The sequence below is a fragment of the Streptomyces griseosporeus genome (genome assembly GCF_014656055.1).
Lineage (GTDB): Bacteria > Actinomycetota > Actinomycetes > Streptomycetales > Streptomycetaceae > Streptomyces > Streptomyces griseosporeus.
Genome location: NZ_BNBR01000001.1, coordinates 739,773 through 766,246, shown reverse-complemented (window position 1 = coordinate 766,246; position 26,474 = coordinate 739,773). Strand labels below are relative to the sequence as shown.

Annotated in this window: 24 protein-coding genes; 11 read left to right on the top strand and 13 right to left on the bottom strand. The window is 74.1% G+C overall.

Translation table 11 applies throughout. From position 1 onward, the window contains the following. Positions 1-196: 196 nt before the first annotated feature. From IE308_RS03450 to IE308_RS03440, 3 genes are all read left to right on the top strand, one after another. Entirely contained in the window at positions 197-367 is a 171-nt protein-coding gene (locus tag IE308_RS03450) for an FxSxx-COOH-like cyclophane-containing RiPP peptide (RefSeq protein ID WP_190216522.1), read from the top strand. A gap of 104 nt (positions 368-471) precedes the next feature. After that, positions 472-4,374, top strand: coding sequence for an FxSxx-COOH system tetratricopeptide repeat protein (gene fxsT / locus IE308_RS36750; RefSeq protein ID WP_229908682.1), 3,903 nt, complete (start codon positions 472-474; stop codon positions 4,372-4,374). Between the two features lie 52 nt (positions 4,375-4,426). Continuing rightward, entirely contained in the window at positions 4,427-5,401 is a 975-nt protein-coding gene (locus IE308_RS03440) for a hypothetical protein (RefSeq protein WP_190216521.1), read from the top strand. On the opposite strand, the gene IE308_RS03435 is transcribed toward IE308_RS03440, so the two are convergent. From IE308_RS03435 to IE308_RS03425, 3 genes are all read right to left on the bottom strand, one after another. After that, positions 5,376-7,664 (bottom strand): hypothetical protein, encoded by a 2,289-nt coding sequence (locus tag IE308_RS03435; protein WP_190216520.1) that lies wholly within the window; start codon positions 7,662-7,664, stop codon positions 5,376-5,378. The two genes, IE308_RS03440 and IE308_RS03435, sit on opposite strands and share 26 nt — an antisense overlap. Beyond that, positions 7,661-8,749: an ATP-binding protein gene (locus IE308_RS03430; RefSeq protein ID WP_190216519.1), complete on the bottom strand. Its 1,089-nt coding sequence runs from the start codon at positions 8,747-8,749 to the stop codon at positions 7,661-7,663. Before IE308_RS03430 ends, IE308_RS03435 begins: the two co-directional genes overlap by 4 nt. Before the next feature lie 195 nt (positions 8,750-8,944). Beyond that, positions 8,945-10,330, bottom strand: a complete 1,386-nt coding sequence (locus tag IE308_RS03425) for a cation:proton antiporter (protein WP_190216518.1) — start codon at positions 10,328-10,330, stop codon at positions 8,945-8,947. A 451-nt stretch (positions 10,331-10,781) separates the two neighbouring features. Here IE308_RS03425 and IE308_RS03420 point away from each other — a divergent pair, with 451 nt between their 5' ends. Together IE308_RS03420 and IE308_RS03415 are read left to right on the top strand one after the other, a co-directional pair. Next, a complete protein-coding gene (locus IE308_RS03420) occupies positions 10,782-11,510 on the top strand; it encodes a dienelactone hydrolase family protein (protein ID WP_190216517.1) in 729 nt (242 codons plus the stop codon). Next, positions 11,491-12,147, top strand: a complete 657-nt coding sequence (locus IE308_RS03415; RefSeq protein ID WP_190216516.1) for a phosphoribosyltransferase — start codon at positions 11,491-11,493, stop codon at positions 12,145-12,147. The genes IE308_RS03420 and IE308_RS03415 overlap by 20 nt, the downstream gene beginning before the upstream one ends. A 14-nt stretch (positions 12,148-12,161) precedes the next feature. Here IE308_RS03415 and IE308_RS03410 read toward each other — a convergent pair whose 3' ends face one another. Further along, entirely contained in the window at positions 12,162-12,614 is a 453-nt protein-coding gene (locus IE308_RS03410) for a YbhB/YbcL family Raf kinase inhibitor-like protein (RefSeq protein ID WP_190216515.1), read from the bottom strand. An 86-nt stretch (positions 12,615-12,700) separates the two neighbouring features. On the opposite strand from IE308_RS03410, the gene IE308_RS03405 reads away from it, so the two are divergent. Beyond that, positions 12,701-13,153: a flavodoxin family protein gene (locus tag IE308_RS03405; protein ID WP_190216514.1), complete on the top strand. Its 453-nt coding sequence runs from the start codon at positions 12,701-12,703 to the stop codon at positions 13,151-13,153. A 74-nt stretch (positions 13,154-13,227) separates the two neighbouring features. Here IE308_RS03405 and IE308_RS03400 read toward each other — a convergent pair whose 3' ends face one another. After that, positions 13,228-13,491: a GlsB/YeaQ/YmgE family stress response membrane protein gene (locus tag IE308_RS03400; protein WP_110634382.1), complete on the bottom strand. Its 264-nt coding sequence runs from the start codon at positions 13,489-13,491 to the stop codon at positions 13,228-13,230. Positions 13,492-13,651: 160 nt separating this feature from the next. Here IE308_RS03400 and IE308_RS03395 point away from each other — a divergent pair, with 160 nt between their 5' ends. The 4 genes from IE308_RS03395 (at position 13,652) to IE308_RS03380 (ending at position 16,329) form a co-directional block, all read left to right on the top strand. Beyond that, a complete protein-coding gene (locus IE308_RS03395) occupies positions 13,652-14,077 on the top strand; it encodes a CBS domain-containing protein (RefSeq protein WP_110634385.1) in 426 nt (141 codons plus the stop codon). A 99-nt stretch (positions 14,078-14,176) separates the two neighbouring features. After that, the gene (locus IE308_RS03390) at positions 14,177-14,851 is read left to right on the top strand and encodes a helix-turn-helix transcriptional regulator (protein ID WP_190216513.1); all 675 of its coding nucleotides are present in this window, start codon (positions 14,177-14,179) and stop codon (positions 14,849-14,851) included. Continuing rightward, the gene (locus IE308_RS03385; RefSeq protein ID WP_190216512.1) at positions 14,848-15,825 is read left to right on the top strand and encodes a pyridoxal-phosphate dependent enzyme; all 978 of its coding nucleotides are present in this window, start codon (positions 14,848-14,850) and stop codon (positions 15,823-15,825) included. Before IE308_RS03390 ends, IE308_RS03385 begins: the two co-directional genes overlap by 4 nt. Before the next feature lie 144 nt (positions 15,826-15,969). Then, positions 15,970-16,329 carry a cupin domain-containing protein gene (locus tag IE308_RS03380; protein WP_110634391.1) on the top strand — a complete coding sequence of 120 codons (360 nt, stop codon included), beginning with the start codon at positions 15,970-15,972 and terminating at the stop codon, positions 16,327-16,329. A 22-nt stretch (positions 16,330-16,351) separates the two neighbouring features. On the opposite strand, the gene IE308_RS03375 is transcribed toward IE308_RS03380, so the two are convergent. The 3 genes from IE308_RS03375 to IE308_RS03365 form a co-directional block, all read right to left on the bottom strand. Then, complete coding sequence (locus tag IE308_RS03375; RefSeq protein WP_190216511.1) at positions 16,352-17,710, bottom strand: VWA domain-containing protein; 1,359 nt, start codon at positions 17,708-17,710, stop codon at positions 16,352-16,354. Further along, positions 17,707-18,564, bottom strand: a complete 858-nt coding sequence (locus IE308_RS03370; RefSeq protein ID WP_190216510.1) for an AAA family ATPase — start codon at positions 18,562-18,564, stop codon at positions 17,707-17,709. Before IE308_RS03370 ends, IE308_RS03375 begins: the two co-directional genes overlap by 4 nt. A 105-nt stretch (positions 18,565-18,669) precedes the next feature. Next, complete coding sequence (locus IE308_RS03365) at positions 18,670-19,515, bottom strand: NAD(P)H-binding protein (protein ID WP_190216509.1); 846 nt, start codon at positions 19,513-19,515, stop codon at positions 18,670-18,672. Positions 19,516-19,616: 101 nt separating this feature from the next. Between IE308_RS03365 and IE308_RS03360 the strand changes: the two genes are divergently transcribed. After that, entirely contained in the window at positions 19,617-20,012 is a 396-nt protein-coding gene (locus IE308_RS03360; RefSeq protein WP_190216508.1) for a winged helix-turn-helix transcriptional regulator, read from the top strand. Between the two features lie 12 nt (positions 20,013-20,024). Here the strand turns inward: IE308_RS03360 and IE308_RS03355 are convergent, their stop codons facing one another. The 5 genes from IE308_RS03355 to IE308_RS03335 all read right to left on the bottom strand — a co-directional run bounded on the left by IE308_RS03355 (position 20,025) and on the right by IE308_RS03335 (position 26,468). Continuing rightward, entirely contained in the window at positions 20,025-20,666 is a 642-nt protein-coding gene (locus tag IE308_RS03355; RefSeq protein ID WP_190216507.1) for a LutC/YkgG family protein, read from the bottom strand. Continuing rightward, positions 20,663-22,141, bottom strand: a complete 1,479-nt coding sequence (locus tag IE308_RS03350) for a LutB/LldF family L-lactate oxidation iron-sulfur protein (protein WP_190216506.1) — start codon at positions 22,139-22,141, stop codon at positions 20,663-20,665. Before IE308_RS03350 ends, IE308_RS03355 begins: the two co-directional genes overlap by 4 nt. Continuing rightward, a complete protein-coding gene (locus tag IE308_RS03345; RefSeq protein ID WP_190216505.1) occupies positions 22,138-22,893 on the bottom strand; it encodes a (Fe-S)-binding protein in 756 nt (251 codons plus the stop codon). Before IE308_RS03345 ends, IE308_RS03350 begins: the two co-directional genes overlap by 4 nt. Before the next feature lie 75 nt (positions 22,894-22,968). Further along, a complete protein-coding gene (locus IE308_RS03340; protein ID WP_190217347.1) occupies positions 22,969-24,405 on the bottom strand; it encodes a rhamnulokinase in 1,437 nt (478 codons plus the stop codon). A gap of 23 nt (positions 24,406-24,428) precedes the next feature. Next, a complete protein-coding gene (locus IE308_RS03335) occupies positions 24,429-26,468 on the bottom strand; it encodes a bifunctional aldolase/short-chain dehydrogenase (RefSeq protein ID WP_190216504.1) in 2,040 nt (679 codons plus the stop codon). Between the last annotated feature and the right edge of the window lie 6 nt (positions 26,469-26,474).

Sequence of the window (26,474 nt, the reverse complement as noted above, 5' to 3'; positions counted from 1 at the left end):
TGAACGCTCCCTGCGCCGCTCTTGCCGGTAGACTCCGCAGTGTGGCAGCAAGTCGGTTGTTTGGCAGCCGGGTTGACCGGCCAAACCACAACTGTCCGGCAGTCCTCCACACCGTGGCGGATTCTCGACTCGATCGGGGCGACGGGACCGGCCTATGGATGCACAGGGCGAGGCACGGAACACAGTGGAATCACCGTTGATCGACCTGTCCGAATTCCCCTTCGAGGAAATCGCCGTACTCCCGGAATCCGTACTCGTGCACGCGCTGCGCCGGGTCCGGGCGGAAGCGGAACACCCCGAGGCGCTGTTCACCACGGACTACACCCAGAAACCCAGCACCAGCCCCGCCGGGCCCGCGGCGGAGTGACCGACGCGGGCGCTGCCGCCGCCCGCACCCCCGCCCGGCGGCGCCCCACGGCACCCCCCGCCCGGCGGGACCGCGCACCATCGACGAAGCGAAGCGGAGCCGAGATGTCCGAGGCGGACGGCCGCGTGCCAAGCCCCCGCGTGACGGTGTTCTGTTCCACGGCGGAGAACATCGGCCAGACCACCACCCTGCTCAACACCGCCGTGCTGCTGGCCCGGTCGGGCCGCCGGGTGCTCGTTCTCGACGCGCGCCACGCCGACACGCGCACGCGTACCTACGTCCGTTCCGTCACCCCGGGCCCGCCCCTGCTGCCCGGCACCGAGGACGGGCCGGCCGTGGAGGAGTGGCAGCCCGGGAGCGCGGAGCATCCCGTCGGCATCGTCACGCTGAAGGGCCCCGACGCCGTCGCCGGACTCCCCGGCCCCGGCCACCCGGCCTTCGCCCGCTACGACGACGTCCTCGTCGACGCTCCGCTGATCCGCACCGACCGGCAGGCCGCCGCCCTGGCCCGGCTGCCGTCGGTGCTCGTCGTCTGCTTCACCGCCGCCTCCGCGTTCATCGAGTCCGCCGTCGAACTCGCCGAACGCCTGCGCCACGAGGCCGGCCGCCCCCTCGACGTCCTCGCGCTCGCCCTCCAGACCGACCCCGGCCACGAGGACCAACTGCGCCTCGCCCGCGAACGGGTGCGCGAACGGTTCGCGCCGCTCGGCGACGGCCGGCCCGTGCGCCACCTGGAGATCCCCTACCACGCCCTGTCCGAGCGCAGCACCCGCCTCGGCATGGAGACCGAGCCGGGCAACGGCTTCGACGAGCGCGTACGCCCCGCCCTGCAGCGCCTCGTCAGAGCCCTGGACCGGCCCCGTTTCACACCGCCCGCCCGCGCCGTCCTCGTGCACAGCCCCCGGCACGCCGTATGGGCGGAGTGGCTGCGCGACCTGCTGTGGAGCGCCGCCGTCGACGTCACCCTGCGCTCCTACGGCGACTGGCGGCCCGAACCCCCGGCCGACGACGAGGTGGTGCTCCTGCTGCCGCCGACCGCCCCCGGGCCCGAGGACGAGCAGGCGCTGCGCTGGCTGTCCGACCCCGGCATCCGCCTCGTCCTGGTCGACGACGAGGCCCTGCCCCGCGCCTTCGCCCACCACCCGCAGATCGACCTGCGGCGGCTCACCGAGCAGCAGGCCGCGGCCCGGCTGCGGCACAGCCTCGCCCTGCGGGCACCCACCGCCACCGCACCGCGCGGCCGGCGCTTCCCCAGCCTGCCCGACCACACCAACATCGCCGCCCGCAACACCGCGTTCGTCGGCCGCGAGGCCCTGCTCGCGGAGCTGCGCGCCACCCTCGCCGACCAGGCCGCCGCGGGCCGGCCCTGCCTGCTGGTCGGCGCCCCGGGCGTCGGCAAGAGCGAGACGCTGCTGGAGTACTGCCACCGCTTCGGCGGCTCCTACGACGTCGTGTGGTGGCTCCAGGGCGGCACGCCCGGCGAGGCCCTCGCCGCCCTCGGCGCGCTCGGCGACGCCCTCGGCGAACCCACCACCCAGGACGCCGCCGCCCATGTCCGCGCCCTGCGCGCCCGGGCCGACACCGAGGGCCGGCGCTGGCTGCTGGTCTGCGACGAGATCGGCGACACCGACACCGCCGACGCCCCCGGCGGCGACAGTGATACCGACGTCGGCAGCGGCAGCGGCGCAGACACCGGCCGGGCGAGCGGCGGAAGACCCGGCCGGGAGACCGGCACCACCGGCGACACCGGCACTGGACACGGCGATCCCGGCGACGGCCGTGACCACCCGGCCGACCCCGCCCACCCCGGCGGCCCCGCCCACCCCGGCGCACGGGACGCCGCCCCCCGCGGCGACCTCGCGCGCGCCGGAGAGATCGCCGCCCTGCTCCCCGCACCCTCCGAGCACTGCCATGTCCTGCTCGGGGTGCGCGGCAGCCGCGCCTCGGCCGCCGCCGTGGAGGTGCCGCCGTTCACCCGGCAGGAGAGCGAGGCCCTGCTCACCACCCTGGTGCGCGGCCTGACCCCGACGGCCGCCCAGGACGTCGCCAAGCGGGTCGGCCCGCTGCCGCTCGCGGTCCGGCTGGCCGCCTGCTGGCTGCGCGTCGCCACCGCCCGCGCCGAGGCACGCAACGAGTTCGGCCAGGAGGCGCTGTCCCAGGCCGTGAACAGTTTCAGCCAGGCCTACGACGACCGCCAGCAGGCCCACGCCGCGAAGCCGCTGCCCAGTGTCGAGGTGCTGCTGCACCTGACGCGCACCTCGCTGCTGAGGAGCCCCGCGGCGGAGGCCTGGGCCCGTGAGGAGACCGGCAGCGCCGCGCTGGAGTGGCTGCTCCAGGCCTGTGCCCTGCTCACCTCGGCCGGCACCGACCTGAAACTGCTGCGCTCCCGGCCCCTCGCCCTGGCCCTGGCCACCAGCGGCGGCGACCCTGCCACCCGGCCGCACGGCACGCCCGCCCGTCCCGCCGACGGGCCCCTCGTCGACGCCTCCCTGTGGGCCCTGAACCGGCACGGGCTGATCGACTTCGACTTCGCCCGCCCCCGCCAGCCCGTCCGCCAGCACCGCGTCCTGCGCGACCTGATCCGCTGCCAGATGGGCGACGAGGAACGCGCCCGCCGCCGCACGGAACTGCGCGCCGTGATCGCCGCCGCCCGCACGGAGACCGACGAGGACGACCGCACCGCCCCCACCCCGCAGACCCTGCTGCGCCGCGGCCGGCAGATCGACGCCCTGCGGCTGTGGCAGGACGACCGCCCCGAGGTGCAGAGCGCCCTGCTCGGCCATGTCGCCGACCTCATCGTCAGCCAGGAGAAACAGGCCCTGGACGAGGCGCTGCGGCTGACCCGCAAGGCCCAGGAGCACTGGCGGCCCGACTCCTTCGAAGGACTGCGGCTGCGCTCGATGATGTCCCAGACGCTGCGCCTGATGCAGGAGTACGGCGACTCCGCCCGGCTCGCCCGCGGCGTGCTGCAGACCTACCGCACCCAGCTCGGCCTCGGCCACCCGCGCTCCCTGCTGATGGCCGACGCCTACGCCGCCAACCTGGGCGCCGCCGGCCACTTCCGCGACGCGCTCGACGAGGGCCTGCACGTCGCCCGCAGCATGCTGCGGCTGGTCGGCCCGCGGCACTGGGCCGGGGTGCAGGTGCGGCGCAACCTCGCCTGGCGCTACGCCATGGTCGGCAACGCCACCGAGGGCCTGCGCATCCTGCGCGAGCTGTACGAGCATCTGCGCGCCGTGCACGGCGACGACGCCGCCGAGGTGCAGGACATGGTGCCCGCGCTGGCCCAGATGCACCGGCTGCTGGGCCAGACCATCGAGTCGTACCAGCTGCTGAAGAACACCCGCATCCTGCGCCACCCGGTCGAGCCCCGCATCACCGGCGTCCCGCTGGAGGTCAAGGCGGAGAACGGACTCGCGGTCAGCGAGCGCAGGCTCGGCCGGCACGACCGCGCCCGCGAACGCGACACCCGCATCGTGGGCCTGGCCGCCGCCGTGCTCGGGGAGCGCAGCGTCACCACCCTGTGCTGCCGGTTCAGTCTCGCCGTCGACCACCATCTGGCCGGCGACCACGACGGGGCCGTACGGGAGTCGGCGGAGTGCCTGCGGGTGCTGCGCTCCACACTCGGCGACGAGCACCCCAGCACCCATCTGTGCCGCATCCGCCTCGGCGTCCACCTGCGCGGCGCGGGCCGCGTGCGGGAGGCCGACGAGACCGGCCGGGAGGCCCGCGAAGGGCTGGAGCGGCGGCTGGGCCGGCACCACCCATGGGTGCTCGCGGCGGGCGCGAGCCTCGCCAACACCCTGGTGGCGCGCGGCGACCTCGCCGCGGCCGAGGCCCTGGAGGAGTCCGTCGTACGGGGCTACGACCGCACCGGACTCGGCCGCCACCCGGACCGGGCGGTCGTCGCCGACAACCTCGCCATGACCCGGGCCGAGCGCGGCGGCGCCCCGCCCGGCGGGGAGGTGCCCCGCGTCCGCCGGGACATCGACCTCGAACTGCTGTGAACCGGGCCGTGGCGCACCGGTCCGTCGCGGGCCGAAAGGAGCGTGCAAGCAGATGAAGCGGGACGCCGACGCAGCGGGGGGCGGTCTGAAGACCCTGGTCGCGCCGCATGCCGGCCGCGGTTACGACTACTTGATCGAGGCATGCCGGGACACCGCGGCGGGCTGCCCCGGCATCCGGTCCCTGACCCATCTCACCAACAACACCGTCGACTTCGCCGTCCGCGCCGCCGCGGCCGAGCCGTTCCGCGGCGCGCTGCCCTGGGACGACGAGGTCGAGGTCGAGGGGCGGCCCGCCCAGCGGTTCGTGCGCTGGGTCCTCGAAACGGACGCCACCATGCGGCAGTTGCGCACCGGCGAGCTGATGCGGGTACTGGTGGTCACCCGCTCCGGCGGCATGCAGTACTCCCGGCTGCGCGACGGCCAGTACGTCGTCGGCATGGCCACGAGCGGCCCGGACTGCGACGCGATGGACACCGTCATGAACGACATGGCCACCGACCTGCGCTCCCGCCTGTTCGACCTGGGCACCGAGTTCCCCGGCGGCGACCCCGCCCAGCACAAGCGCGCCCTCACCGACCACATCCCGCTCACCCTGCAGGCCACCACCCGCGACCAGGAGGACGAGAACCGGCTGCGCGGCATCTGGCCGCGCCACCTCAACCCGTACGACCTGCACTACGCGGCCTACTACCGCGACGGGACGCCGGTCTGCGCCGGGGACTGCTTCGAGCACGCCGAACTCAGCGAGGCCCTGGTCGCCGTACCCGCGCAGAACCGCCGGGCGATGTACCGCGACCTCGTCTTCCGGCTGCAGGCGTCCCTGGCCGACCTCGCGCAGATCCTGGAGCCCCTCACCACCGAACCCGTCGAACGCCTCGTACTGGACGTGCAGCAGGGCGCGGTCTACCTGCACTGGCTGGATGCCGCCGCCGGTGCCTTCGTCGTCGGGGTCACCGTGCGGCAGAAGCAGGTGGCGGTCGCCGAGGAGCGGCTCGGCGACCTCATCCGCGATCTGCGCCGCCGCTGATCTCCGCGCGCAGCAGGTGCAGCACCTCGTCGGCGAGGTCGGTCAGCAGCGCCTCCACGCTGCCCGCGGCCCGCCCGCCCGGCCCCGGCGCGAGGACCGCCTCGCCCTCGGGGACCTGGATGCGGGGCAGCACCTCGACCGAGATCTCGAAGCTGCGGCAGACCGCGAACAGTTCGTCCGCGGTGCGCCGGGCGGGCCCGGTGCCGCCCTCCCACCAGTGGGTGACGGCCTCCCGGAAGGCCTCCAGCAGGCGCCTGGCGTGCACCAGCGCGCCCATCGACTGCAACTCCTGCGGGTCGGTGGTCGCCCGGCGCGGCAGCGGCGGCCCGACCCCGTCACCGGAGGCGGCGGCACCGAGCCGAGGCCGCTGCCCGACCCCGGACTCCAGCAGCCGGTCCAGAACCTCCTGAGCGCGCCGGAACGGCTCCCGCACCGGCGCCGGCACCCGCTGCGCGGCCTCCTCGGGCAACGGCAGCGCCGTCGGCAGCCGCGGGTGCTCGACCGCGCGGACCAGGGTGTCGAGCCGGCCCAGCACCGTGTCCTGCTGGGTGGTGATGCCGTCCAGCCGGTGCCAGATCCGGGTCAGGACGGTGTCGCGCTGGTTGGCGCGCAGCCGCTCGATGAGGCTGGTGATGCTGTCCAGCAGCATCGCCTCGAACCGGGGGTCGTCGAAGACCAGTGGCACCACGCCGGTCACCTCGGCGATCTCGTTGCGGCGCCGGCGGCAGGCGTGGCCGTTGACGACGACGAGCACCTCGGAGTCGCCCGCCCCCAGCACGTCCCGCACCCGGGCCGCGAACGACCCCACCGCCCCCACGTCGGCACGGGTGAGCACCGACGGCACCGGCAGCAGCGCTATCCACGCGTTGCGGGTCACCTGAATCCAGCGCGGCTCGCCCGCGCCGGGCGGCCGGGGCGGGTCCGTCAGCGGGGTCGGCGCCATGTGGTGCCACCACTGCCGGCGGGCCAGCACATGCTCCAGGCGGTGCGCGACCTCGGCCATCGGCCGCTTCCGGTGGGCGGCGCGCAGCGCCCCGTGCACGGCGTCCACGCCGATCTCCGCGGGCCGACCGCCGCCCGCGGCGGCCTCGTTCCACGCGCCCGAACAGATCCGCAGGATCCGCCGCGGCACCCCGTCGGACTGGAGCACGATCTCGTCCACGGCCTCGTCGGTGAACGGCGCGTACGGATCCCCGTCCGGCTCCGGTCCCGCCTCCCGGTGGATGTGACGGGATATCAGCTTCTGCGTCTCCGGGCGCTCCCAGCTGTCCAGCCACAGCGGCAGCACCCGTTCGTGCAGGGACAGCGGCAGCGCGCCCCACAGCTCCGGGCGCACGCAGAACACCAGCAGGCCGCCCTGGTTGACGTACCGCTGGACCAGCATCTCGAACGCGTCGTGGAACAGGGCCCGTTCCCGCGCCGGCCACTGGGTGGTCTTGTCCAGCTCGTCGAGGACCAGCGCGTACGGCCGGCCGCTCTGCCCGTAGACGAGGCTGAACACCGACAGCGCGTCGAAGACGCCCTGGATGCCCTGGATCGGCGCGTTCACGCCGCGCTCCCTCAGGAACGGCGAGGGCTCACCGCCGGACAGCCAGGTCATCACCTCGTTCTGGTAGGGGTCGTTGACGAGCAGCGCCAGCGCGGTGGCGAAGGCCCGGTGGTCGGTGACGCCCCGCAGGTGCCGGCGCAGATGGCGGTGGATGCGCTCCTCGTCGACGTCGAAGGCCTGGGCGATCTTCTCCGGGTCCAGGCGGCGCTCGCGCAGGCCGCGCAGGAACTCCTCCCGGGCGGGCCCGAGCCGGCCGCTGTCGTCGGCCTCCAGCAGCTGGGCGGTGACGTCGGCGTAGTAGTCGGTGATCGCCTGCTCGAAGTCGACGAAGGCGTCGTAGTCGTCGCGCGGGCTCATCAGCCGGTACCGGAACACCGCGTCCATGTCGAGGGACGGCTGGCCGATCACCCACACCGGCGGTGCGGGTGTCTGCTTCCTGAGGAACGCGGTGGCCCGCTCGGCGAGATGGCTCTTGCCCAGCCCGAACTCGCCGACCAGGGCGAGCGCGCGGCCCCGGGTCTCGCGCGGACCGTCGTGGCGCAGATAGCGCTCCACGTGGCTCATGAACCAGGCGCTGGTCCGACCCGGCACGTTGATCCGGCGGCGTGGTGGTCCGGCGCCGACCTGGGTGGTGTCGCCGAATCCCTCCAGCTGGACGCTGGTGCTGTCCCGGAAGGGGTTCTCCTCGGAGAACGGGAGGGGTGCGGTGCTCATCGCGTCGGTCCTCTCCGCGGGGCGCCCGGGTTCCGCATGTAGTGGTCCGGGGTCGGCCGGTTCGCCTCGAACCAGGTGGCCACGTGGTGGCGGCGCAGATGGCCCGCGTTGTGCCGCAGGGCCTCCTCGACGAGCCGGCGCAGACAGTCCTGGAGGGTGGAGATGCTGGCCAGGGCCCAGTCGTCGGGCCGGTACTCCAGCACGTCCTCGTCGATGGCGATGGTCGGATCGGGCACGTCCGGCAGCGCCATCCACAGCTCCAGGTACTTCGCCCAGTCGTCGGCCCGCAGCTGCCGGGTCTGGATATGGGTGATGCTCTTGCGTTCCCGTTCCGTGAAGAACGCCAGGTCGCCCTCGACGCCGGTGTGGGTGGTCTCCACGAAGAAGACGACGCCGCGGCTGGAGCGGTCGTGGCAGAAGCGCAGGAACCGGCGGCTGAGGTCGGCGTCGTTCCACGGGATGTGCGGCACGATGACGACGAGCCGGCGGTCCAGGGCCTCCAGGATGTCCGTCAGGGCCCGCCACGTCAGGAACGGGTCGGCGAGCGCGGAGACGAAGTCGGGGTCCTTGCCGAGTTCGGCGGCGACCACCCGCAGGACGCGGTCGATCACCATGTCGAACTGCGGCACGAGGGGCGTCCTGCCGGGCGGCGAGCCGATGCCGTGCCCCTCGTTGCCGCTGCCGTCGAGTCCGACGATGTACGTCGACCGGGCGGGGGCGCGGCGGCTCCACAGCGGTCTGCGCTCGCCGTCCGGGCCGTCGTCGTCCTGCTTGCCGCCGGCCGCGGCGTCGAGCAGCTGCACGAGTTCGTGGACGCAGCGGTGCAGCAGGCTGCTCTTGCCGGTGCCGGACAGCCCGCTCACCACGACCAGGTGCCCGTGCCCCTCACTGCCCGGCCGGATCCCGTGGGCCATGGGCCTCAGCCTCTCCCGGAAGGTCTTCAGCGCCTCGGGTGTGGAGTCGATGTCCACCCACAGCGTCTCGTGCCCGTGGATGAACCACGGCGCGAGCGGCACATACGTCGGCCAGGGGGCGACGCCGTCTTCGGGAGGCGTTCCGAACAGGCTGCAACTGGTGTGCGGCATGGTACGTGTCCCCCCGTACTCGTGCTCCGGGCGGCCTGTCCGCGGGGGCGGCCCGGTCCTGAAGGCGGTGTCTGCGATGCTGTGCCACGTTTCCCCCCGAGGACGAACCTCCGTGTCAGGTACGGCTGTTGACGCTGGATCGGATCAGGTCGGTGCGCCGGTCCGGGGGACGGGCGGGCCCGTGGGGAATCCCCCCTAGGGCGATCCCCGTTCAGGCGACGGCGTACTCATCCCGGCGGACCCGGGATCCGGGCCGGACGCCTTGGGCGCCGGGCCGGTGCGCGGCGGCGGGGGAGCGCCGCGCCCGCGGGGCGGCGCCGCCGCGGCGTGCCGCGTCCGGGCCGCGGTGGCGTGCCTGGTCCGTGCGGTGGTGGCGTGCAGGGGCCGGGCCGCGGGGGCGTGCCGGGTCCGGACCGGCAGCCGGTGGCGCAGCGCCGCCCAGCTCCAGGTGCCGGCGCGGGCCCAACGGAACGCGTAGTGCAGCAGGTTGACCGTCACGATGGCCGGTCCGACGACGGCCACCGTGCCGCGAAACGTCGACTCCAGGGAGAGCGCCAGCAGGATCGCCGTGATGCCGTTCTGCTGGCCGAGGCCCAGGTGCGCGCGGTCGGCCCGGCTGAGCCGGGGCCGGACCAGCAGCCGGCCGATGAGCAGGGTCACCAGGAACTGGGCGGCGAACGCGCTCGCGCCGAGCAGCATGCCCTGGTACAGGTCGACACGGCCGGACAGCACCGCGCCCAGCAGCGCCGACGCGGCGAGGAACGCCAGCATCACCGCGCCGTCCAGGACGGGCGCGAACCGGCCGACGTGCACCACCAGTCCGGCGAGCGCCACGGCGAGGACCAGCGTCGTGGACGCGGCCACCGCGACGAGCGCCACGACCAGCAGGAGCGCCCACACGTCGAAGGAGCGCGGCGCGGCGGGTGCCGGCCCCGCGCCGGCCGTGCGGGCCCGGCGCCGGCGGAGCAGCCATCCCAGCCGGATCAGCGTCCACACCGCCAGCACCGCGGCGAACAGCAGCAGATTCAGCAGGAGGTTGCCGAAGACGTCCGCGGTGTCCGCACCCAGCGACCCGGTGCTGTCGCCGTCCGGGCCGAGCCGGATCGCGAGGGCGGACACGTACACGGTGAGCAGGACCGTCATCGGGTCGTCGAAGGAGGCCCAGATCGACAGGATGGCCTTGGCGCGCGGCGAGACCCGCTCGTCGTCCTGCATCGCCGCGACCGACAGCGGGTCGATCTGCGCGACGGCGATGCCCAGCACCAGGTACTCGGTCCGGTGGAAGGCCAGCACCATCACCGCGCCGATCAGCGCCGCCTTCAGCACCACTCCGGCGGTGACGGCGACCAGCACGACCCGTAAGGACCCCCGGGCCTCCGACAGGTCGATGTCGTGCGTGCTGCCGTACAGGCCGATCGACAGCAGCAGCAGGGCGAGGTAGCCGTACAGGGGATTGCCGACGAAGGTGTCCGGGCGCCACACCGCGCCCGCGACCAGGCCCAGGCAGAGCGCCGCGCAGGCACCGAGCACGACCCGCGGCAGGCCCCGCCGGGTGCTGCCGCGCAGCAGGTTCAGTCCCAAGGCCGGCGCTCCGTTCGCCCTTGTGTCGGCTGCGAGGCGCCCATCATGCCGTAATCGCGCGCCTCATGTGCCCCACAGGCGTCAATGCGCACGTCCGTATCCGTGTCACCGGTCAACGCCTCACCCCCCGGAGCTTCCCGCTCGACAGGCGTCCGAATTCAGGGTAACGGGACATACGCCGCCCGGGCAGAGCGCCGAGGGGCCCCTTCAGGCCAACGGGGAGCGCACGGTGTCACACGGCCGAAAACGCACTGCGCCTGAGCGAGATGTGCGCTGGAAATGCGGGGGAACGGCGCGGAATACCCCGTAAGAAAGGGGGCGCATTCCGTATCCGGGAAGGGGCGCGTTCCGACCGGGAAAAGAACGCCCGGAAGGGCATTTTCGAACATGTGGAACCCGGGTGTAGGCGGGGGAGCGGAGGGTACCGGAGGGCTGCGGAGAGGAGAGCGCCATGATCTCCCGAACGGTTCAGGTGCCCGCCGGGGACGCGGTCCTCACCGGTGACCTGGACCTGCCGGAGGGCGCCGGGGCGGTGGTGCTGTTCGCGCACGGCAGCGGCAGCTCCCGGCACAGCCCTCGCAACCGGATGGTGGCCGGGCGGCTGCGCGCCGGCGGCCTCGGCACCCTGCTGATCGACCTGCTCACGGAGGCGGAGGAGCGCCGGGACCGGCGCACCGCCGAGCACCGCTTCGACATCGGCCTGCTCGGCCGGCGGCTGGCCGGCGCCCTGGCCTGGCTGCGGGACACCCCCGGCACCCGCGGCCTGCCCGTGGCGCTGTTCGGCGCCAGCACGGGCGCGGCGGCGGCCCTGGTCGCGGCGGCCGAGCACCCCGACGGCGTGCTGACCGTGGTCTCGCGCGGTGGACGGCCCGACCTGGCCGGCGACGCCCTGCCCCGGGTCGCCGCCCCGGTCCTGCTGCTGGTCGGTGGCCACGACCCGGAGGTGCTGCGGCTCAACAAGGCAGCGGCACGCGCCCTGCGCGCCCCGCACACACTGCGCGTCATCCCCGGAGCGAGCCACCTCTTCGAGGAACCCGGCACGCTGGAGCAGGTCGCGGAGACGACCCGCGACTGGTGCCTGGGCCGCCTGGCGGGGGCGGGGGTACCCGGGGAGCGTTCGGACGAGTCGGAGGGGGGCGGTGGGGAAGGAGGGCCGCGCCATGCGGTTCCGGGACCGTGAGGAGGCCGGGCGTGAGCTGGCGGCGCGACTGCGCCTCCTGCGGGAGAAGGACGAGCTGCCCCGCCCGGTGGTCCTCGCCCTGCCCCGCGGCGGCGTCACCGTCGCGCTGGAGGTGGCCCGCGCCCTGGACGCGCCGCTCGACGTGCTGGTCGCCCGCAAGATCGGCGCCCCCTTCCAGCCCGAGCTGGGCGTCGGGGCGCTCGCGGGGGACGGGCCCCCGCTGTTCGACCGGGAGAGCCTGGCCCGGCTCGGGCTCACCGAGGCCGAGCTGGCGCCGGTCGTGGAGCGGGAGCGGGCCGAGCTGAAGCGGCGCGAGCGGCTGTACCGGCAGGGCAGGCCGGCCGCGGACCTGTCCGGCCGTACCGCCGTGGTCGTCGACGACGGCCTCGCCACGGGCGCGACGGCCCGCGCCGCGCTGCGCGCCGTGCGCCGTGGTGCGCCCGAGCGGGTCGTCCTGGCCGTGCCCGTGTCCTCGCCCCAGGCGGCCCGGCTGCTGAGCCCCGAGGTGGACGTACTGGTCTGCCTCGCCCAGCCGAGCGACTTCCGGGCCGTCGGGCTCTGGTACGACGACTTCGACCAGCTGTCGGACGACGACGTGCTGCGGGCCCTGCGCGCCGCCCCGGCGGACGCCGGCTGAGGCGCCGGGTGGGCTCAGCGCTGGTACAGGCCGACCAGCGTGCCGCTCGCCAGCTGCTGTTTCTCCACGGCGTCGTGCACCTGGTCGGCGCTGGGCGCGTCGGGCAGGACGCACGGCTCGGAGAGGGCGTACAGGCGGAAGAAGTAGCGGTGGGCCTCGTCGCCGGGCGGCGGGTGGGGGCCGCCCCAGCCGCGGCGGCCGTAGCCGTTGACGAGTTCGGTGCCGCCCCGCGGGCTCTCGCCGGTGTCCGTACCGTCGCTGCGCGGGTCGATGCCCACGACGATCCAGTGCACGAAGGTGCCCGACGGGGCGTCGGGGTCCTCGCACAGCAGGACCAGCTCGGCGGTGTCGTCCGGTACGCCCGACCAGGTCAGCGGAGGGGAGTCGTTCTCGCCCTCCAGCGCGTACCGGCGCGGGACCAGGGCGTGGTCGCTGAAGGCGCTGCTGCGGAGTTCGATGCCGGACATGCGCCCGGAGTACCCCGGCGCACCCCGGGCATGCGGCGGCGGCCCCGGTTGCGGGCGGCGGGCCCCGACCGGCAGGGTGGGGGCCCGTGGCCACCTTGCTGATCGTGCATCACACCCCGTCGCCGAACTGCCAGGCGCTGTTCGAAGCCGTCGTCTCCGGCGCGAGCGACCCCGAGATCGAAGGGGTCCGGGTCGTCCGGCGGGCGGCGCTCGCCGCGACCGCGTCCGACGTGCTCGCCGCCGACGGCTACCTGCTGGGCACCCCGGCGAACCTCGGCTACATGTCCGGCGCCCTCAAGCACTTCTTCGACCAGGTGTACTACCCGTGCCTGGACAGCACCCGCGGCCGGCCCTTCGGGTTCTGGGTGCACGGCGGCAACGACGTCACCGGCGCAGTCCGCGGCATCGAGGCCATCACCACCGGCCTGGGCTGGCGGCGCGCCGCCGACCCGGTGACCGTGACGGGGGAGCCCGCCAAGGCCGACACCGAGGCCTGCTGGGAACTGGGCGCGACCCTCGCGGCCGGGCTGACGGACTGACCGGCCGGCCGCGAGGGTCGCGCCCACAGGAAAAGGCCCGTGGCGGGGACCCCGCCACGGGCCGCTGCCGCCGGTCAGTGCCGGAGCTTCACCCTGCTGAGCGCGCTCACCCCGAGGGCCGCCAGGGCGATCTGGATGAGCCACTCGACCCAGTCCACACCCTTGGTGTCGGACACGTCCAGGCCGGCGGCGATCGCCGAGCCGATGAGGGCGGCGACGATACCGATGACGATGGTCCACAGGATGCCGATGCGCTGGCGGCCCGGGACGACGAGCCGGCCCAGCACACCGATCACAATGCCGATAACAATTGCGCTGATGACGCCTGAAATCTCCATGGGCGGTCTCTCACCCCTCAGTCGTTGACTGGTATCCGAGTGCCCGTTCGAGGCCCGGACAGTCCTGGCCGTCGTCGGGACCGCGCCGCCACGCCGTTTGGTGCCGGTGGTTCGGGCTACGCGGCGGACAGGCAGTGTTCCGCGGACCCCGGAGGTAGCCATGAGCCGGCTGATTCGTGACGTGATGTCGCCCGGCGCGGTCGCGGTCGAGCCGATGACCACGCTGGAGCGCGCGGCCCGCGTGATGCGCGAGCACGACGTCGGGGACGTCCTCGTGGCCTACGACTGCGACCTGTTCGGCGTCCTCACCGACCGGGACATCGTGGTCCGGGCCGTCGCCGACGGCTGCGACCCGCACACCACCGCGGTCGGCAAGGTGTGCAGCCGTCCGCCCGTGGTGACCCTGACGCCCGAGGACACCACCGACCGGGCGGTCGAGCTGATGCGCGAGCACTCCGTGCGCCGGCTGCCCGTCGTCGAGCACGGCGGCTGCCCCGTCGGCATGGTCAGCCTCGGCGACCTCGCGACCGTGGAGGAGCCGCAGTCGGCGCTGGCGCAGATCAGCGCGGCGGCCCCGAACCACTGAGGACCGGCCGCCCCCTTCTTGCCGTACGCGCCGACCTCTGTTTGGATGGGCAGTCCAGGAGCTGGACTGTCGGTCCAAGGCCAGGAAGAGGGGTCCGGTATGCAGGCCGAGCGCGACGCGATCCTCGCCGCCCTGCGCCCCCTTGTGGACGGCATCGCCGCGACCTTCGGTCCGCTGTGCGAGGTCGTGCTGCACGACTACCGGAACCCGGAGAAGTCGGTGGTCGCCGTCGCCGGATCGCTCACCGGCCGCGAGGCCGGCGGCGCGATGAGCGAGATCGGCATGCGCGTCCTGGCCCGCGGCGACGCCGCGACGGACGAGCTGAACTACCGCACCCGCACCCCCGACGGCACCCTGCTGAAGTCGTCCACCATGGTGCTGCGCGACTCCACCGGCGCCGTATTCGGTGCCCTGTGCGTCAACGTGGACGTCACCGCGGTCGACCGGGCCCACGCCCTGCTCGGCGCCCTCGCGGGCGCGGCGGGCGTGACGCGGGAGGAGCCCGTCACCCCCTTCGGCAACGACATCGACGCGGTCGTCGACGCCATCGTCGACACGCACCTGCGCCGCCAGGACCGCACCTGGGCGGCGCTCGACCGCGCCCGGCGCCTGGACCTCTTCCGCAGCCTGGACGAACGCGGCGTCTTCGCCGTGCGCGGCGCGGTGGAGCAGGTCGCCGCCCGCCTCTCCATCTCCCGCGCCTCCGCCTACAGCTACCTGTCCCAGTCCCGCGCCCAGCCCCCCGCCGCCGCCCCCGAGGGAGACCGCCCGTGACCACCACCGCACCCCCGATCACCCTGGACGACATCCGCGACGCCGCCGCCCGGATCGAGGGCGTCGCCCACCGCACCCCCGTGCTGCGCTCCCGCACCCTGGACGCGCTCGTCGGGGCCGAGGTGTTCCTGAAGTGCGAGAACTTCCAGCGGATGGGCGCGTTCAAGTTCCGCGGCGCCTACAACGCCGCCTCCCGGCTCACCCCGGAACAGCTCGCGCGCGGCATCGCCGCCTACTCCTCCGGCAACCACGCCCAGGCCGTCGCCCTGGTCGCCCGGGAGCTGGGCACCACCGCCGTCATCGTCATGCCGGAGGACGCCCCGCGCGCCAAGCGGGCGGCCACCGAGGGCTACGGCGCCGAGATCGTGCCGTACGACCGCTACAGCGGCGACCGCGTCGCCCTCGCGGAGGCCGTCGCCGCCGAGCGGGGCCTCACCCTGATCCCGCCCTACGAGCACCCGCACATCATGGCCGGCCAGGGCACCGCCGCCCTCGAACTCCTCGAAGAGACAGGAGAGTTGGGTGCCCTTGTGTTGCCGGTCGGCGGGGGCGGGCTGATGGCGGGCAGCGCCACGGCCGCCAAGGGACTGCACCCCGGCATCCGGATGATCGGCGTGGAGCCGGAGGCGGGCGACGACACCAAGCGCTCCCTGGAGGCGGGCCGGCGGATCGCCGTGCCGGTGCCGCGCACCATCGCCGACGGCCAGGCCCTGGAGATCCCCGGCGAGCTGACGTTCTCCGTCAACCGGCGGCTCGTCGACGCGATGGCGCTGGTGACCGACGACGAGATCCGCACGGCGATGCGGTTCGCGTTCGAGCGGCTGAAGATCGTCCTGGAGCCCAGCGGCGCCACCCCGCTCGCCGCGCTCCTCGCGGGCCGTGTCGGCGCGCTGCCGCATCGTGTCGGCCTGATCCTCTCCGGCGGCAACGTCGACGCCGAACGCTTCGCCCGCCTCTGCGGCACCCCGGACTGAGCCGCGCGTCCCCGGATGGTGCTCATGAGGGGCCGGGCGGACGATGGTGCCGAGGGGTCAGGCCCCCGCCGGTGACCCCTGTGCCGCAGGGGAGACGGAGACCGGCCCCGGCCGCGGCGCACGCGGTCGGAAAGGAGGAGCGTCATGCTGGAGGCCAAGACGCTCGACAAGCCCGACGAACGGCGCGACTTCCCGCACGGCCACCTGGAGGCCGTCCACCTGCCGGGCTGCGACTTCGCCGTCGCCACCTTCGAACCGGGCTGGCGCTGGTCGGCGGACGTGGGGCCGATCGTGGGCACCGAGAGCTGCCAGGTGAACCACAACGGGTACGTCGTCCAGGGCCGGATGCACATCCGCATGGACGACGGCGCCGAGGGCGAGTTCGGCCCGGGCGAGGTGTTCGTGTGCTCGCCCGGACACGACGCGTGGGTCGTCGGGGACGAGCCCTGCGTCGCCTACGACTTCGAGGGCCAGATGGCCAAGGAGTACGCCAAGAAGGAGTGACCCGCCGGGCGCGATCCGCCCCTCACACCGGCAGCAGCCGGCCGACCAGCGCGCCCAGTTGGCGTGCGGTGCGGCACTCGTGCATCTCGACCAGCCCGGCGTACTCGGGCGCGGCCGAGTCGCCCGTGCCCCACTGGGCGCGCGGTTCGGGGTTCAGCCAGTACACGCGGCGCGCCTGTGCGGCGATCCGCTTGAGCGCGGGCAGGTTCGGGTCGGCCATGTTGGTGCGGGCGTCCCCGAGCACGAACACCGTGGTGCGCGGGCCCACGGCGGCGCCGTACCGCTCGGCGAACTCGCCCAAAGCGACGCCGTAGTCGCTGCTGCCGTGCCAGCCCGTCAGCCGGGCCTCCGCCCGGATCCGCCCGCTCAGCCCCTCGGCGTCGGCCACGCCGTGCGTCAGCAACCCCGTCACCTCGTCGATCCGGTTGACGAAGGCGAACACCCGCACCTTGCTGAACTGGTCGTGCAACGCCTGCACCAGCAGCATCGTGAAGTCCGAGAACCCGGCGACCGACCCCGACACATCGCACAGCAGCACCAGCTCGGGCCGGGCCGGCCGGCGCCGGCGCAGCACCGGCCGGACCGGCACCCCGCCGGTGGACAGCGAGCCGCGCAGGGTGCGCCGCAGATCGATCGTGCCGCGCGCGGCCCGCCGCCGCCGGGCCGCCAGCCGCGTGGCCAGCTTGCGGGCGAGCGGCTGTACCGTCCGCCGCAGCTCGGCCAGCCGGTCCTTGCCCGCGTACAGGAAGTCCACCCGGTCCGCGGTGGTCGCCACCGCGCGCCGGGCGATCTCGTCCCGTCCGCGCCGCTCGGCCACCCGGCGCCGCGCCTCCGCGGCCACCTGCCCGCGGAACTCCTCGATACGGCGCCGGATCTCCTCCTCCAGCAGCCGCCCCGCGAAGCCCGCGCCCCCGCCCCGCGCCCGCATGTCGTCCCGCACCTGCGCGAGCAGTGTCTGCGGCCGTAGCCGCTCCAGCGTCTGGTACGACGACCAGCCGCCCGACCCCGGCGAACTCCCGTAGCCGCCCAGGGCGTCCACGGCTTCGACCGCCAGCCGGCCCAGCACCGCGGTGTCGTTCGCGGCGAGCGCGGCCGCCAGCCTGTCGCGCAGCTCCTCCCGCCCGGCGGGCTCCCCGTCCGGCGCGCCGACGGCCCGCGGGAAGTACAGGTCGAAGACCGCGTCGAACAGCTGCCGCTGCCCGGTGGTGTGCAGCAGCGTGGCGGCCAGCCCCTCGCGCAGCAGCGCCCGGTCGGCCAGCCCCAGCGCCTCGACCGCCCGGGCCGCGTCCACCGTCTCCGCCGTACCGACGCGCACCCCGTGCGCGCGCAGCGCGGCGACGAACCCGGCCAGCCGCGCCGCGACGTCCGAGCCGGCCGTCATACGGCGTCCAGGTCCAGCTTGGCCGCCGCCTTCAGCACGTCGTCCTGGTGCTTGAGCAGCACGCCCAGAGTGTCCCGTACGACGGTCTCGTCCAGGGTGTCGGCGCCCAGCGCGAGCAGCGTGCGCGCCCAGTCGATCGTCTCGGCCACGGACGGCAGCTTGCGCAGGTCCATCGCGCGCAGGGCACCCACCACGCGCACGACGGACGTGGCCAGCGTCTCGTCCAGGCCCGGCACCTTCAGCCGGACGATCCGCCGCTCCAGCTCCTCCTCGGGGAAGCCGATGTGCAGGAACAGACAGCGGCGGCGCAGCGCCTCGGACAGCTCGCGGCCGGCGTTGGAGGTGAGCACCACGAACGGCCGCCGCGTCGCCGTGACGGTGCCCAGCTCGGGGACCGTCACCTGGAAGTCGCTGAGCACCTCCAGGAGCAGACCCTCCATCTCCACGTCGGCCTTGTCGGTTTCGTCGATCAGCAGCACCGTCGGTTCCTCGCCGCGGATCGCCGTCAGCAGGGGCCGGGGGAGCAGGAACTCCTCGCTGAAGATGTCGTCGCGGGTCTCGTCCCAGCTCTCGCCGCGCCCGGCGCTGATCCGCAGCAGCTGCTTGGCGTGGTTCCACTCGTACAGGGCGCGGGCCTCGTCCACGCCCTCGTAGCACTGCAGCCGCACCAGCCGCGCCCCGGCCACCTCGGCCACGGCCTTGGCCAGCTCGGTCTTGCCGACCCCGGCCGGGCCCTCGACCAGCAGCGGCTTGCCGAGGCGGGCGGCGAGGAAGACGGTCGTGGCGACCGCCGGGGACGCCAGGTAGCCGGTCTCGGCGAGGCGGGCCGAGACATCGTCGACGGACGTGAACAACTGCGCCTCCGGCGGTCGCGTACGAACGGGTCGCCCGGGTGCCGGGCGCCCGACCTGTCTCCGCTACCTATCTAAGCGCTTGTTCACCCCGCCTGTCAGCAGGCCTCAGCGGAACGCCTCCACATTGCGCCGCGCCCACTCCGCGAACCCGCGCGGCGCGCGCCCGAGGACCTGCGCCACGTCCGGTGCGACCCGCCGCTCGGCCGGGGTGGGCGCGCCCAGGATGGCCAGCGTGGTCTCGACGACCGGCTCCGGCATGAACGCCAGCATCTGCTGCCGGGCCTCCTCGGGCGACTGCTCCACGAACCGCACCGGCTCGCCCAGCGCCCGCCCGATCGCCTCGGCGCGCTGACGGGGCGTGGTCGGCTCCGGCCCGGTCAGCTCGTACACCCGGCCCGCGTGCCCGTCCCCGCGCAGCGCCACCGCCGCGACCTCGGCGATGTCCGCCGGGTCGACCGTGGGCAGGCCCACGTCACCGAAGGGAGCGGCCACCGTCCGCGACGCGCGCACCGACTCCGCCCACGCGTAGGCGTTGGAGTGGAAACCGCCCGGCCGCAGCACCGTCCACTCCAGCCCGGACTCGCGCACCGCGTCCTCCACCACCCGCACCGCCTGCCCGTGCGAGGGCGACTCCGGCCGGGTCGCCACCCCCTGGGACGACAGCAGCACCACCCGCCGCACCCCGCCGCGCTTGGCCGCGTCGACGAGGTCACGCGGCCTGAGCCGGTGCAGACTGGCCCCGCCGTTCTGCAGGAACACCGCGTCGGCCCCCTCGAACACCGGCCGCAGACTCTCCGCGTCGGTCAGATCGGCCCGCACCGCCCGCACCCCGGCCGGCACATCGGCCTCCGCGATCCGCCGGGAGGTCGCCGTCACCGGCTCCCCGGCCGCCGCCAGCGCGGCCACCAGTTCCCGGCCGACGTTCCCGCTCGCACCCGTCACCACGATCATCTCAACGCCCCTTTTCCTGCGCCCGGTTGGCGATGGAAGGACGCTAACAGCGTGGGTATAGTAGGTACCTACAGGAAAGTGACTTCCCCGGAGGGATGCGCATGGCCACGCCCGGCAAGACCACCTGGACGGCACCGGGCGCGACCGACCCGGAACTGGCCTGCCCCGTCACCCCGGTGGTGGACATCGTCTTCAGCCGCTGGACCACACCGATCCTGTGGGCACTGCACACCTACGGCCGGCAGCGGTTCGTCGAACTGGAACGCCGGATCACCCGCATCACCCCGAAGGTGCTCACCGAGCGGCTGCGCCGCCTGGAGCGCGACGGCCTGGTGATCCGCACGTACCACCCCGAGGTCCCGCCCCGCGTCGAGTACGAGATCAGCGACCTCGGCCGCAGCCTTGCCCCGCTCTTCGCCCATCTCACCGAGTGGGCCGCCGACAACCTGCCGAAGGTCGAGCAGGCCCGGCAGACGTACGACGACAAGCCGGCGTAGCGCCCCGCGGGCTCAGCCGACCAGCACGACCTCCAGCGTGCGCGGCCCGTGCACGCCCTCCACCCGGTCCAGTTCGATGTCGCTGGTGGCGGACGGGCCGGAGATCCATGTCAAAGGCCGCGCCGGATCGAGCCGTTCGAGGGCCTGCGGCACCGAGGACACCACCTGCTCCGGGACGCGGACGACGCAGATGTGGTGGTCGGGGACGAGGGTGATCCGGCGCCTGCCCTGGTCGGGGGAGCCGTCCAGGACGATCGTGCCGGTCTCGGCGATGGCGAGGGCGCAGCCGGTGACCACGCTGTCCACCCGGTCCAGCTCCTCGGGCGTGCTCTCCGCCCGGTCCGCGACCTGCCGCACCTCGCTCGCCGCGAGCCAGCCCGCGTCCAGCCCCGGCGGCACCAGCACCGACCTTGAGCCGCGTGCGCCCAGCAGCCGGGCGACGACCCCGGGCAGCTCACCCTCGGCACACCGGTGCACGACCGCCCGGTACTCCGCCAGGTTCTCCGCCAGCAGCTCCACCGTCTCCTCGACCGTGCGGCGCCCGTGCTCGCGCAGGTAGGCGCGCGGCACAGCCTCCTCGTACGGCCGCTCGTCCCGCGGTACGTCGGCGAGCGCGCGCCGCACCCGGCCCAGGACCCTCTCCCTGCTGCTCACTTGCCCTCCTCCGTGCCGCCGCGCGTGCGCTGCCACCAGTCCCGGAACGGCTCCGCCGGCACCGGCGGCATCTCCCGCGCCTCGCTCCACGCCCGGCCCGGCCCCGGCAGCGACCGCGGATGCAGGCGCCGGGTGCGCGAGGCGAGCCGCTGTCCGGCGCGCAGGGCGCCCGGCCGGGCGAACGCCCAGCGTGCCGCCCGCATCGCCGCCCGCTCGGCGGCATGCCCCTTGGCCGGCTTGAGGACCACCTTGTTGCCGTCCCGGGTGACCTCCCCGCCCTGCGCCACCCGCTCCCGCAGGTGCACCAGCACCTCCGGGATGTCGATGGCGACCGGACACACCTCGTAGCACGCCCCGCACAGCGACGACGCGTACGGCAGGGAGGCGTCGATCTCGCTCTGGGTGCCGCGCAGTTGAGGGCTGAGGATCGCGCCGATCGGGCCCGGGTAGACCGAGCCGTAGGCGTGGCCGCCGGCCCGCTCGTACACCGGGCACACGTTCAGGCACGCCGAACAGCGGATGCAGCGCAGCGCCTGCCGGCCCACCTCGTCGGCGAGGGTGTCGGTACGGCCGTTGTCGAGCAGGACCAGGTGGAACTCCCGCGGCCCGTCCTCGCTCGTGGTGCCCGTCCACGTGGAGGTGTAGGGGTTCATCCGCTCGGCCGTCGAGGAGCGCGGCAGCGTCTGGAGGAACACCTCCAGGTCCCGCCAGGTCGGCACCACCTTCTCGATGCCGACGACCGAGATCAGCGTCTCCGGCAGGGTCAGGCACATCCGGCCGTTGCCCTCCGACTCGACGACCACGAGGGTGCCCGTCTCGGCGACCATGAAGTTGGCCCCGGAGATGCCCACCTTGGCGCGCAGGAACTTCTCCCGCAGGTGCAGCCGGGCCGCCTCCGCGAGTTCGGCGGGCGTGTCCGTCAGCCCCTCGGGGGCCGGGCGGCCCCACGCGCCCATCTTGCGGGCGAAGATGTCCCGGATCTCGCCCCGGTTGCGGTGGATCGCCGGGACCAGGATGTGCGAGGGGCGGTCCTTGCCCAACTGGACGATCAGCTCGGCGAGATCGGTCTCGTAGGCGCGGATGCCCTCCGCCTCCAGCGCCTCGTTGAGGCCGATCTCCTGCGTGGCCATGGACTTGACCTTGACGACCTCGCGCTCGCCGGTCGCCTTCACCAGGTCCGCCACGATCCGGTTCGCCTCGTCGGCGTCCGCCGCCCAGTGGACCGTGCCGCCCGCCGCGGTGACCGACTCCTCCAACTGCACGAGATAGCGGTCGAGATGGCGCAGCGTGTGGTCCTTGATCCGCTTTCCGGCCTCGCGCAGCTCCGCCCAGTCCGGCACCTCCGCCACGGCCCTGGCCCGCTTGGCGCGGATGGTGTGGGTGGCGTGGCGCAGGTTGCCGCGCAGGGTCGCGTTGCCGACCGCCTCGTGCGCGGCCTTCGGGAAGGCCGGCATCCCTACGAACGTGCCGCTCATACCGCCGGCTCCTCCTCCGTGCTCGCCAGGATCTCCGCGAGGTGCACCGGCCGCATCCCGGTCCGCAGCCGGGCCATGGTGCCGCCGATGTGCATCAGACAGGAGTTGTCCGCCGCGCACAGCACCTCGGCGCCTGTCGACTCGGCGTTGCGCACCTTGTCCGCGCCCATCGCCGCCGACACGTCGGCGTTCTTCAGCGCGAACGTGCCGCCGAAGCCGCAGCACTCCTCCGCGCCCGGCAGCTCCACCAGCTCCAGCCCCTTCACCGCCGCCAGCAGCCGCCGCGGCCGCTCCCCGAGGCCCAGGCCGCGCAGGCCGTGGCAGGTGGGGTGGTAGGTGACCTTGTGCGGGTAGTAGGCGCCCACGTCGGTCACGCCGAGGACGTCCACCAGGAACTCCGTCAGCTCGTACGTCTTCGGCACCACCGGCGCCAGGACGTCCGCCAGCGCGCCGCCGCGACCCTCGGCCCGCGCCCGCTCGCCCATCCGCGGATACAGCTCGCGCACCATCGCCCCGCACGACCCGGACGGCGTCACGATCGCGTCGTACTCCCCGAACACCTCCGCGAAGTGCCGGGCCAGCGGCTCCGCCTCGTGCCGGTAGCCGGTGTTGTAGTGGGCCTGCCCGCAGCAGGTCTGCGCCATGGGGAAGTCGACGTCGACGCCCAGCCGCGTCAGCAGCTTCACGACGGCCTTGCCGGTGTCCGGATAGAGCGTGTCGTTGACACAGGTCAGGAACAGGGCGACACGCATCGCGGCTCCTTCGGGATCGATCATCGGACGTCGAGCAGCGTAATCGCCGCTCGTGAGAGCGGGGGAGACCTCGGCTCACCGCACGGCGAGCCGGGCCTCCGCCTCCTGCCAGCGCGCGGTGTCACCGCGCGGCTCGTACCGGGTCAGCGGCTGCGTGCGCACCAGCAGCCGCCGCATGTCGGCCAGATCGCCGACCAGGCCGTGCGCCCGGGCCTGCACCAGTACGTTGCCCAGCGCCGCCGCCTCCGTCGGCCCGGCCACCACCGGCAGCCCGCAGGCGTCGGCGGTCAGCTGGCACAGCAGCGCGTTGCGGGTGCCGCCGCCCACGACGTACACCACGTCGACCGGGTGGTCGGCCAGCCGCTGGGCGTCCTCCACGGCCCGCCGGTGGGCGAGGGCGAGCGAATCGAGGATGCAGCGGGTGATCTCCCCGGGGGTCCCCGGCACCGGCTGCCCGGAGGCCCGGCACGCCTCGGCGATCCGCTCCGGCATCCGGCCCGGCGCGAGGAACGCCGCGTCCCCCGCGTCCACCACCGACCGCAGCGCAGGCACGCCGGCCGCCTCCCGCAGCAGCGCGCCCATATCCGGGTCGCCCCAGGCGCGGACACACTCCTGGAGCAGCCACAGCCCCATGATGTTGCGCAGGTAGCGGACCGTGCCGTCCAGCCCCAGCTCGTTGGTGAAGTTGGCGGCCCGGCTCTCCTCGGTGAGCACCGGCGCGTCCAGCTCCAGACCGGCCAGCGACCAGGTGCCGGTGCAGATGTAGGCGAACCGCCCGGTGGCTGCCGGGACCGCGGCCACCGCGGAGGCGGTGTCGTGCGAGCCGACCGCCGTCACCGGCACCGGACCGCGCAGCCCCGTCTCCTCCAGCACCTCCGGCCGCAGCAGCCCGGCCGGGTCCCCGGGCTGCCGCAGCGGCGCGAACAGCTTCAGGTCGACGCCGGCCCGGGCCGCCACGTCGTACGCCCATTCCCGGGTCCGCGGGTCGATCAGCTGGGTCGTGGAGGCGTTGGTCAGCTCGGTGCCCTGCTCCCCGGTCAGCCAGTACGTGAGCAGGTCGGGTATGAGCAGCAGCCGCCGCGCCTGCGCCAGCTGGGCCGTGCCTTGGGCCGCGGCCAGCTGGTACAGGGTGTTGAACGGGGCGTACTGCAGGCCGGTCGCCGCGTACAGCTCCGGCGCCGGCACGCTCGCCCACACCTTCTCCGCGACGCCCTCGGTGCGGGCGTCCCGGTAGTGCACGGGGTTGCCGAGCAGCGCCCCGTCGGCGTCCAGCAGGCCGTAGTCCACGGCCCAGCTGTCGATGCCGACGGAATCCACCTGCCCGCAGGCCGCGAGCCCGTCCAGCACCCCGGCGTACAGCGCGAGGATGTCCCAGCGCAGCCCCTCGGGCGTACGCACCGGGCGGTTGGGGAAGCGGTGCGCCTCGGCCAGCTCCAGCGCGTCCGGGCCGGCGCGGCCGACCATCACGCGTCCGCTGGAGGCGCCCAGGTCGACCGCGGCGTACGACTTCACTGCGGTCACCGCCGTCACCGCCGTCACCGCAGGAACGCGGCGGCGACGCCCGCGTCGACCGGGACGTGCAGTCCGGTGGTGTGGGTCAGGTCCCCGCCGGTCAGCGCGAACACGGCGTTCGCCACATGCTCGGGCAGCACCTCACGCTTGAGGATGGTCCGCTGCGCATAGAACTCGCCCAGCTTCTCCTCCTCGATGCCGTAGGTCGCCGCCCGCTGGGCACCCCAGCCGCCCGCGAAGATGCCCGAGCCGCGCACCACACCGTCCGGGTTGACGCCGTTGACCCGGATCCCGTGCTCGCCCAGCTCGGCGGCGAGGAGGCGCACCTGGTGGGCCTGGTCGGCCTTGGTGGCGGAGTAGGCGATGTTGTTCGGGCCGGCGAAGACGGCGTTCTTGGACGCGATGTAGACGATGTCGCCGCCCAGCCCCTGAGCGATCATCACCCGGGCCGCCTCGCGCGAGACGAGGAAGGAACCGCGGGCCATGATGTCGTGCTGGAGGTCCCAGTCCTGCGCGGACGTCTCCAGCAGCGGCTTGGAGATGGAGATCCCGGCGTTGTTGACCACCAGGTCCACACCGCCGAAGGCGAGCACGGCCGCCCTGAACGCCGCCGCGATCTGCTCCTCGTCGGTCACGTCCACCGTCACCGCGACGGCCCGGTCCGGGCCGCCCAGCTCCTCGGCGACCGCCGCCGCGTTCTCCCCGTGGAGGTCGGCGACGACGACACACGCGCCCTCGGCCACCAGTCGGTGCGCGATCGCCTTGCCGATCCCGCTGCCCGCGCCCGTCACCAGCGCCACCCGCGTCGCCAGCGGCTTCGGCTCCGGCATCCGCCGGAGCTTGGCCTCCTCCAGCGCCCAGTACTCGATGCGGAACTTCTCCGACTCCTCGATCGGCGCGTACGTCGAGACCGCCTCGGCGCCCCGCATCACGTTGATCGCGTTGACGTAGAACTCGCCGGCGACGCGCGCGGTCTGCTTGTCCTTGCCGAAGGAGAACATGCCCACGCCCGGGACGAGCACGATCGCCGGATCGGCGCCGCGCATCGCGGAGGAGCCGGGCTCGGCGTGGCGGCGGTAGTAGGCGGCGTACTCCTCGCGGTACCCGGCGTGCAGCTCCTTCAGCCGCGCGACGGCCTCCTCAACGGGCGCGGAGGCGGGCAGGTCCAGCACGAGGGGCCGCACCTTGGTGCGCAGGAAGTGGTCGGGGCAGGAGGTGCCCAGCGCGGCCAGCCGCGGGTGCTCGGCCCGCGCGAGGAAGTCGAGGACGACGCCGGAGTCGGTGAAGTGGCCGACCTGCGGCCGGTCCTGCGAGGCGAGGGCCCGCACATACGGCGCGAGCGCGGCCGCCCGCTTCCGCCGCTCGGCCTCGGGCAGCGGCTCGTACCCTTCCAGCACCGGCCCGAACGGCTCGGACTTGCCCTTCTCGGCGAGGAAGGCCTCGGCGGTGCGGATGATGTGCAGCGAGTTGCGCTCGCACTCCTCGGCGGTGTCGCCCCAGGCGGTGATCCCGTGCCCGCCGAGGACGCAGCCGATCGCCCGCGGGTTGGCCTCCTTCACGGCGGCGATGTCGAGGCCGAGCTGGAAGCCGGGCCGCCGCCACGGCACCCACACCACGCTGTCCCCGAAACACTCGGCGGTCAGCTTCTCCCCGTCGGCGGCACAGGCCAGCGCGATACCGGAGTCCGGGTGCAGATGGTCCACGTGGGCGGCGTCGACGAGCCCGTGCATGGCGGTGTCGATGGACGGGGCGGCCCCGCCCTTGCCGTGCAGGCAGTAGTCGAACGCGGCGACCATCTCGTCCTCGCGCTCCACCCCGGGATACACGTCGACGAGCGCCCGCAGCCGGTCGAGCCGCAGCACGGCCAGCCCGGCCTCGGTCAGGGTCCCCAGATCACCCCCGGACCCCTTGACCCACATCAGCTCCACGTCACCCCCGGTGACGGGATCGGTGTCGGTGCCCTTGGCGGAGGCGTTGCCGCCGGCGTAGTTGGTGTTCCGGGGATCGGAGCCGAGCCGGTGAGAGCGGGCGAGAAGGGCGGCGGCTTCGGGATGGATGGTCATGAGTTT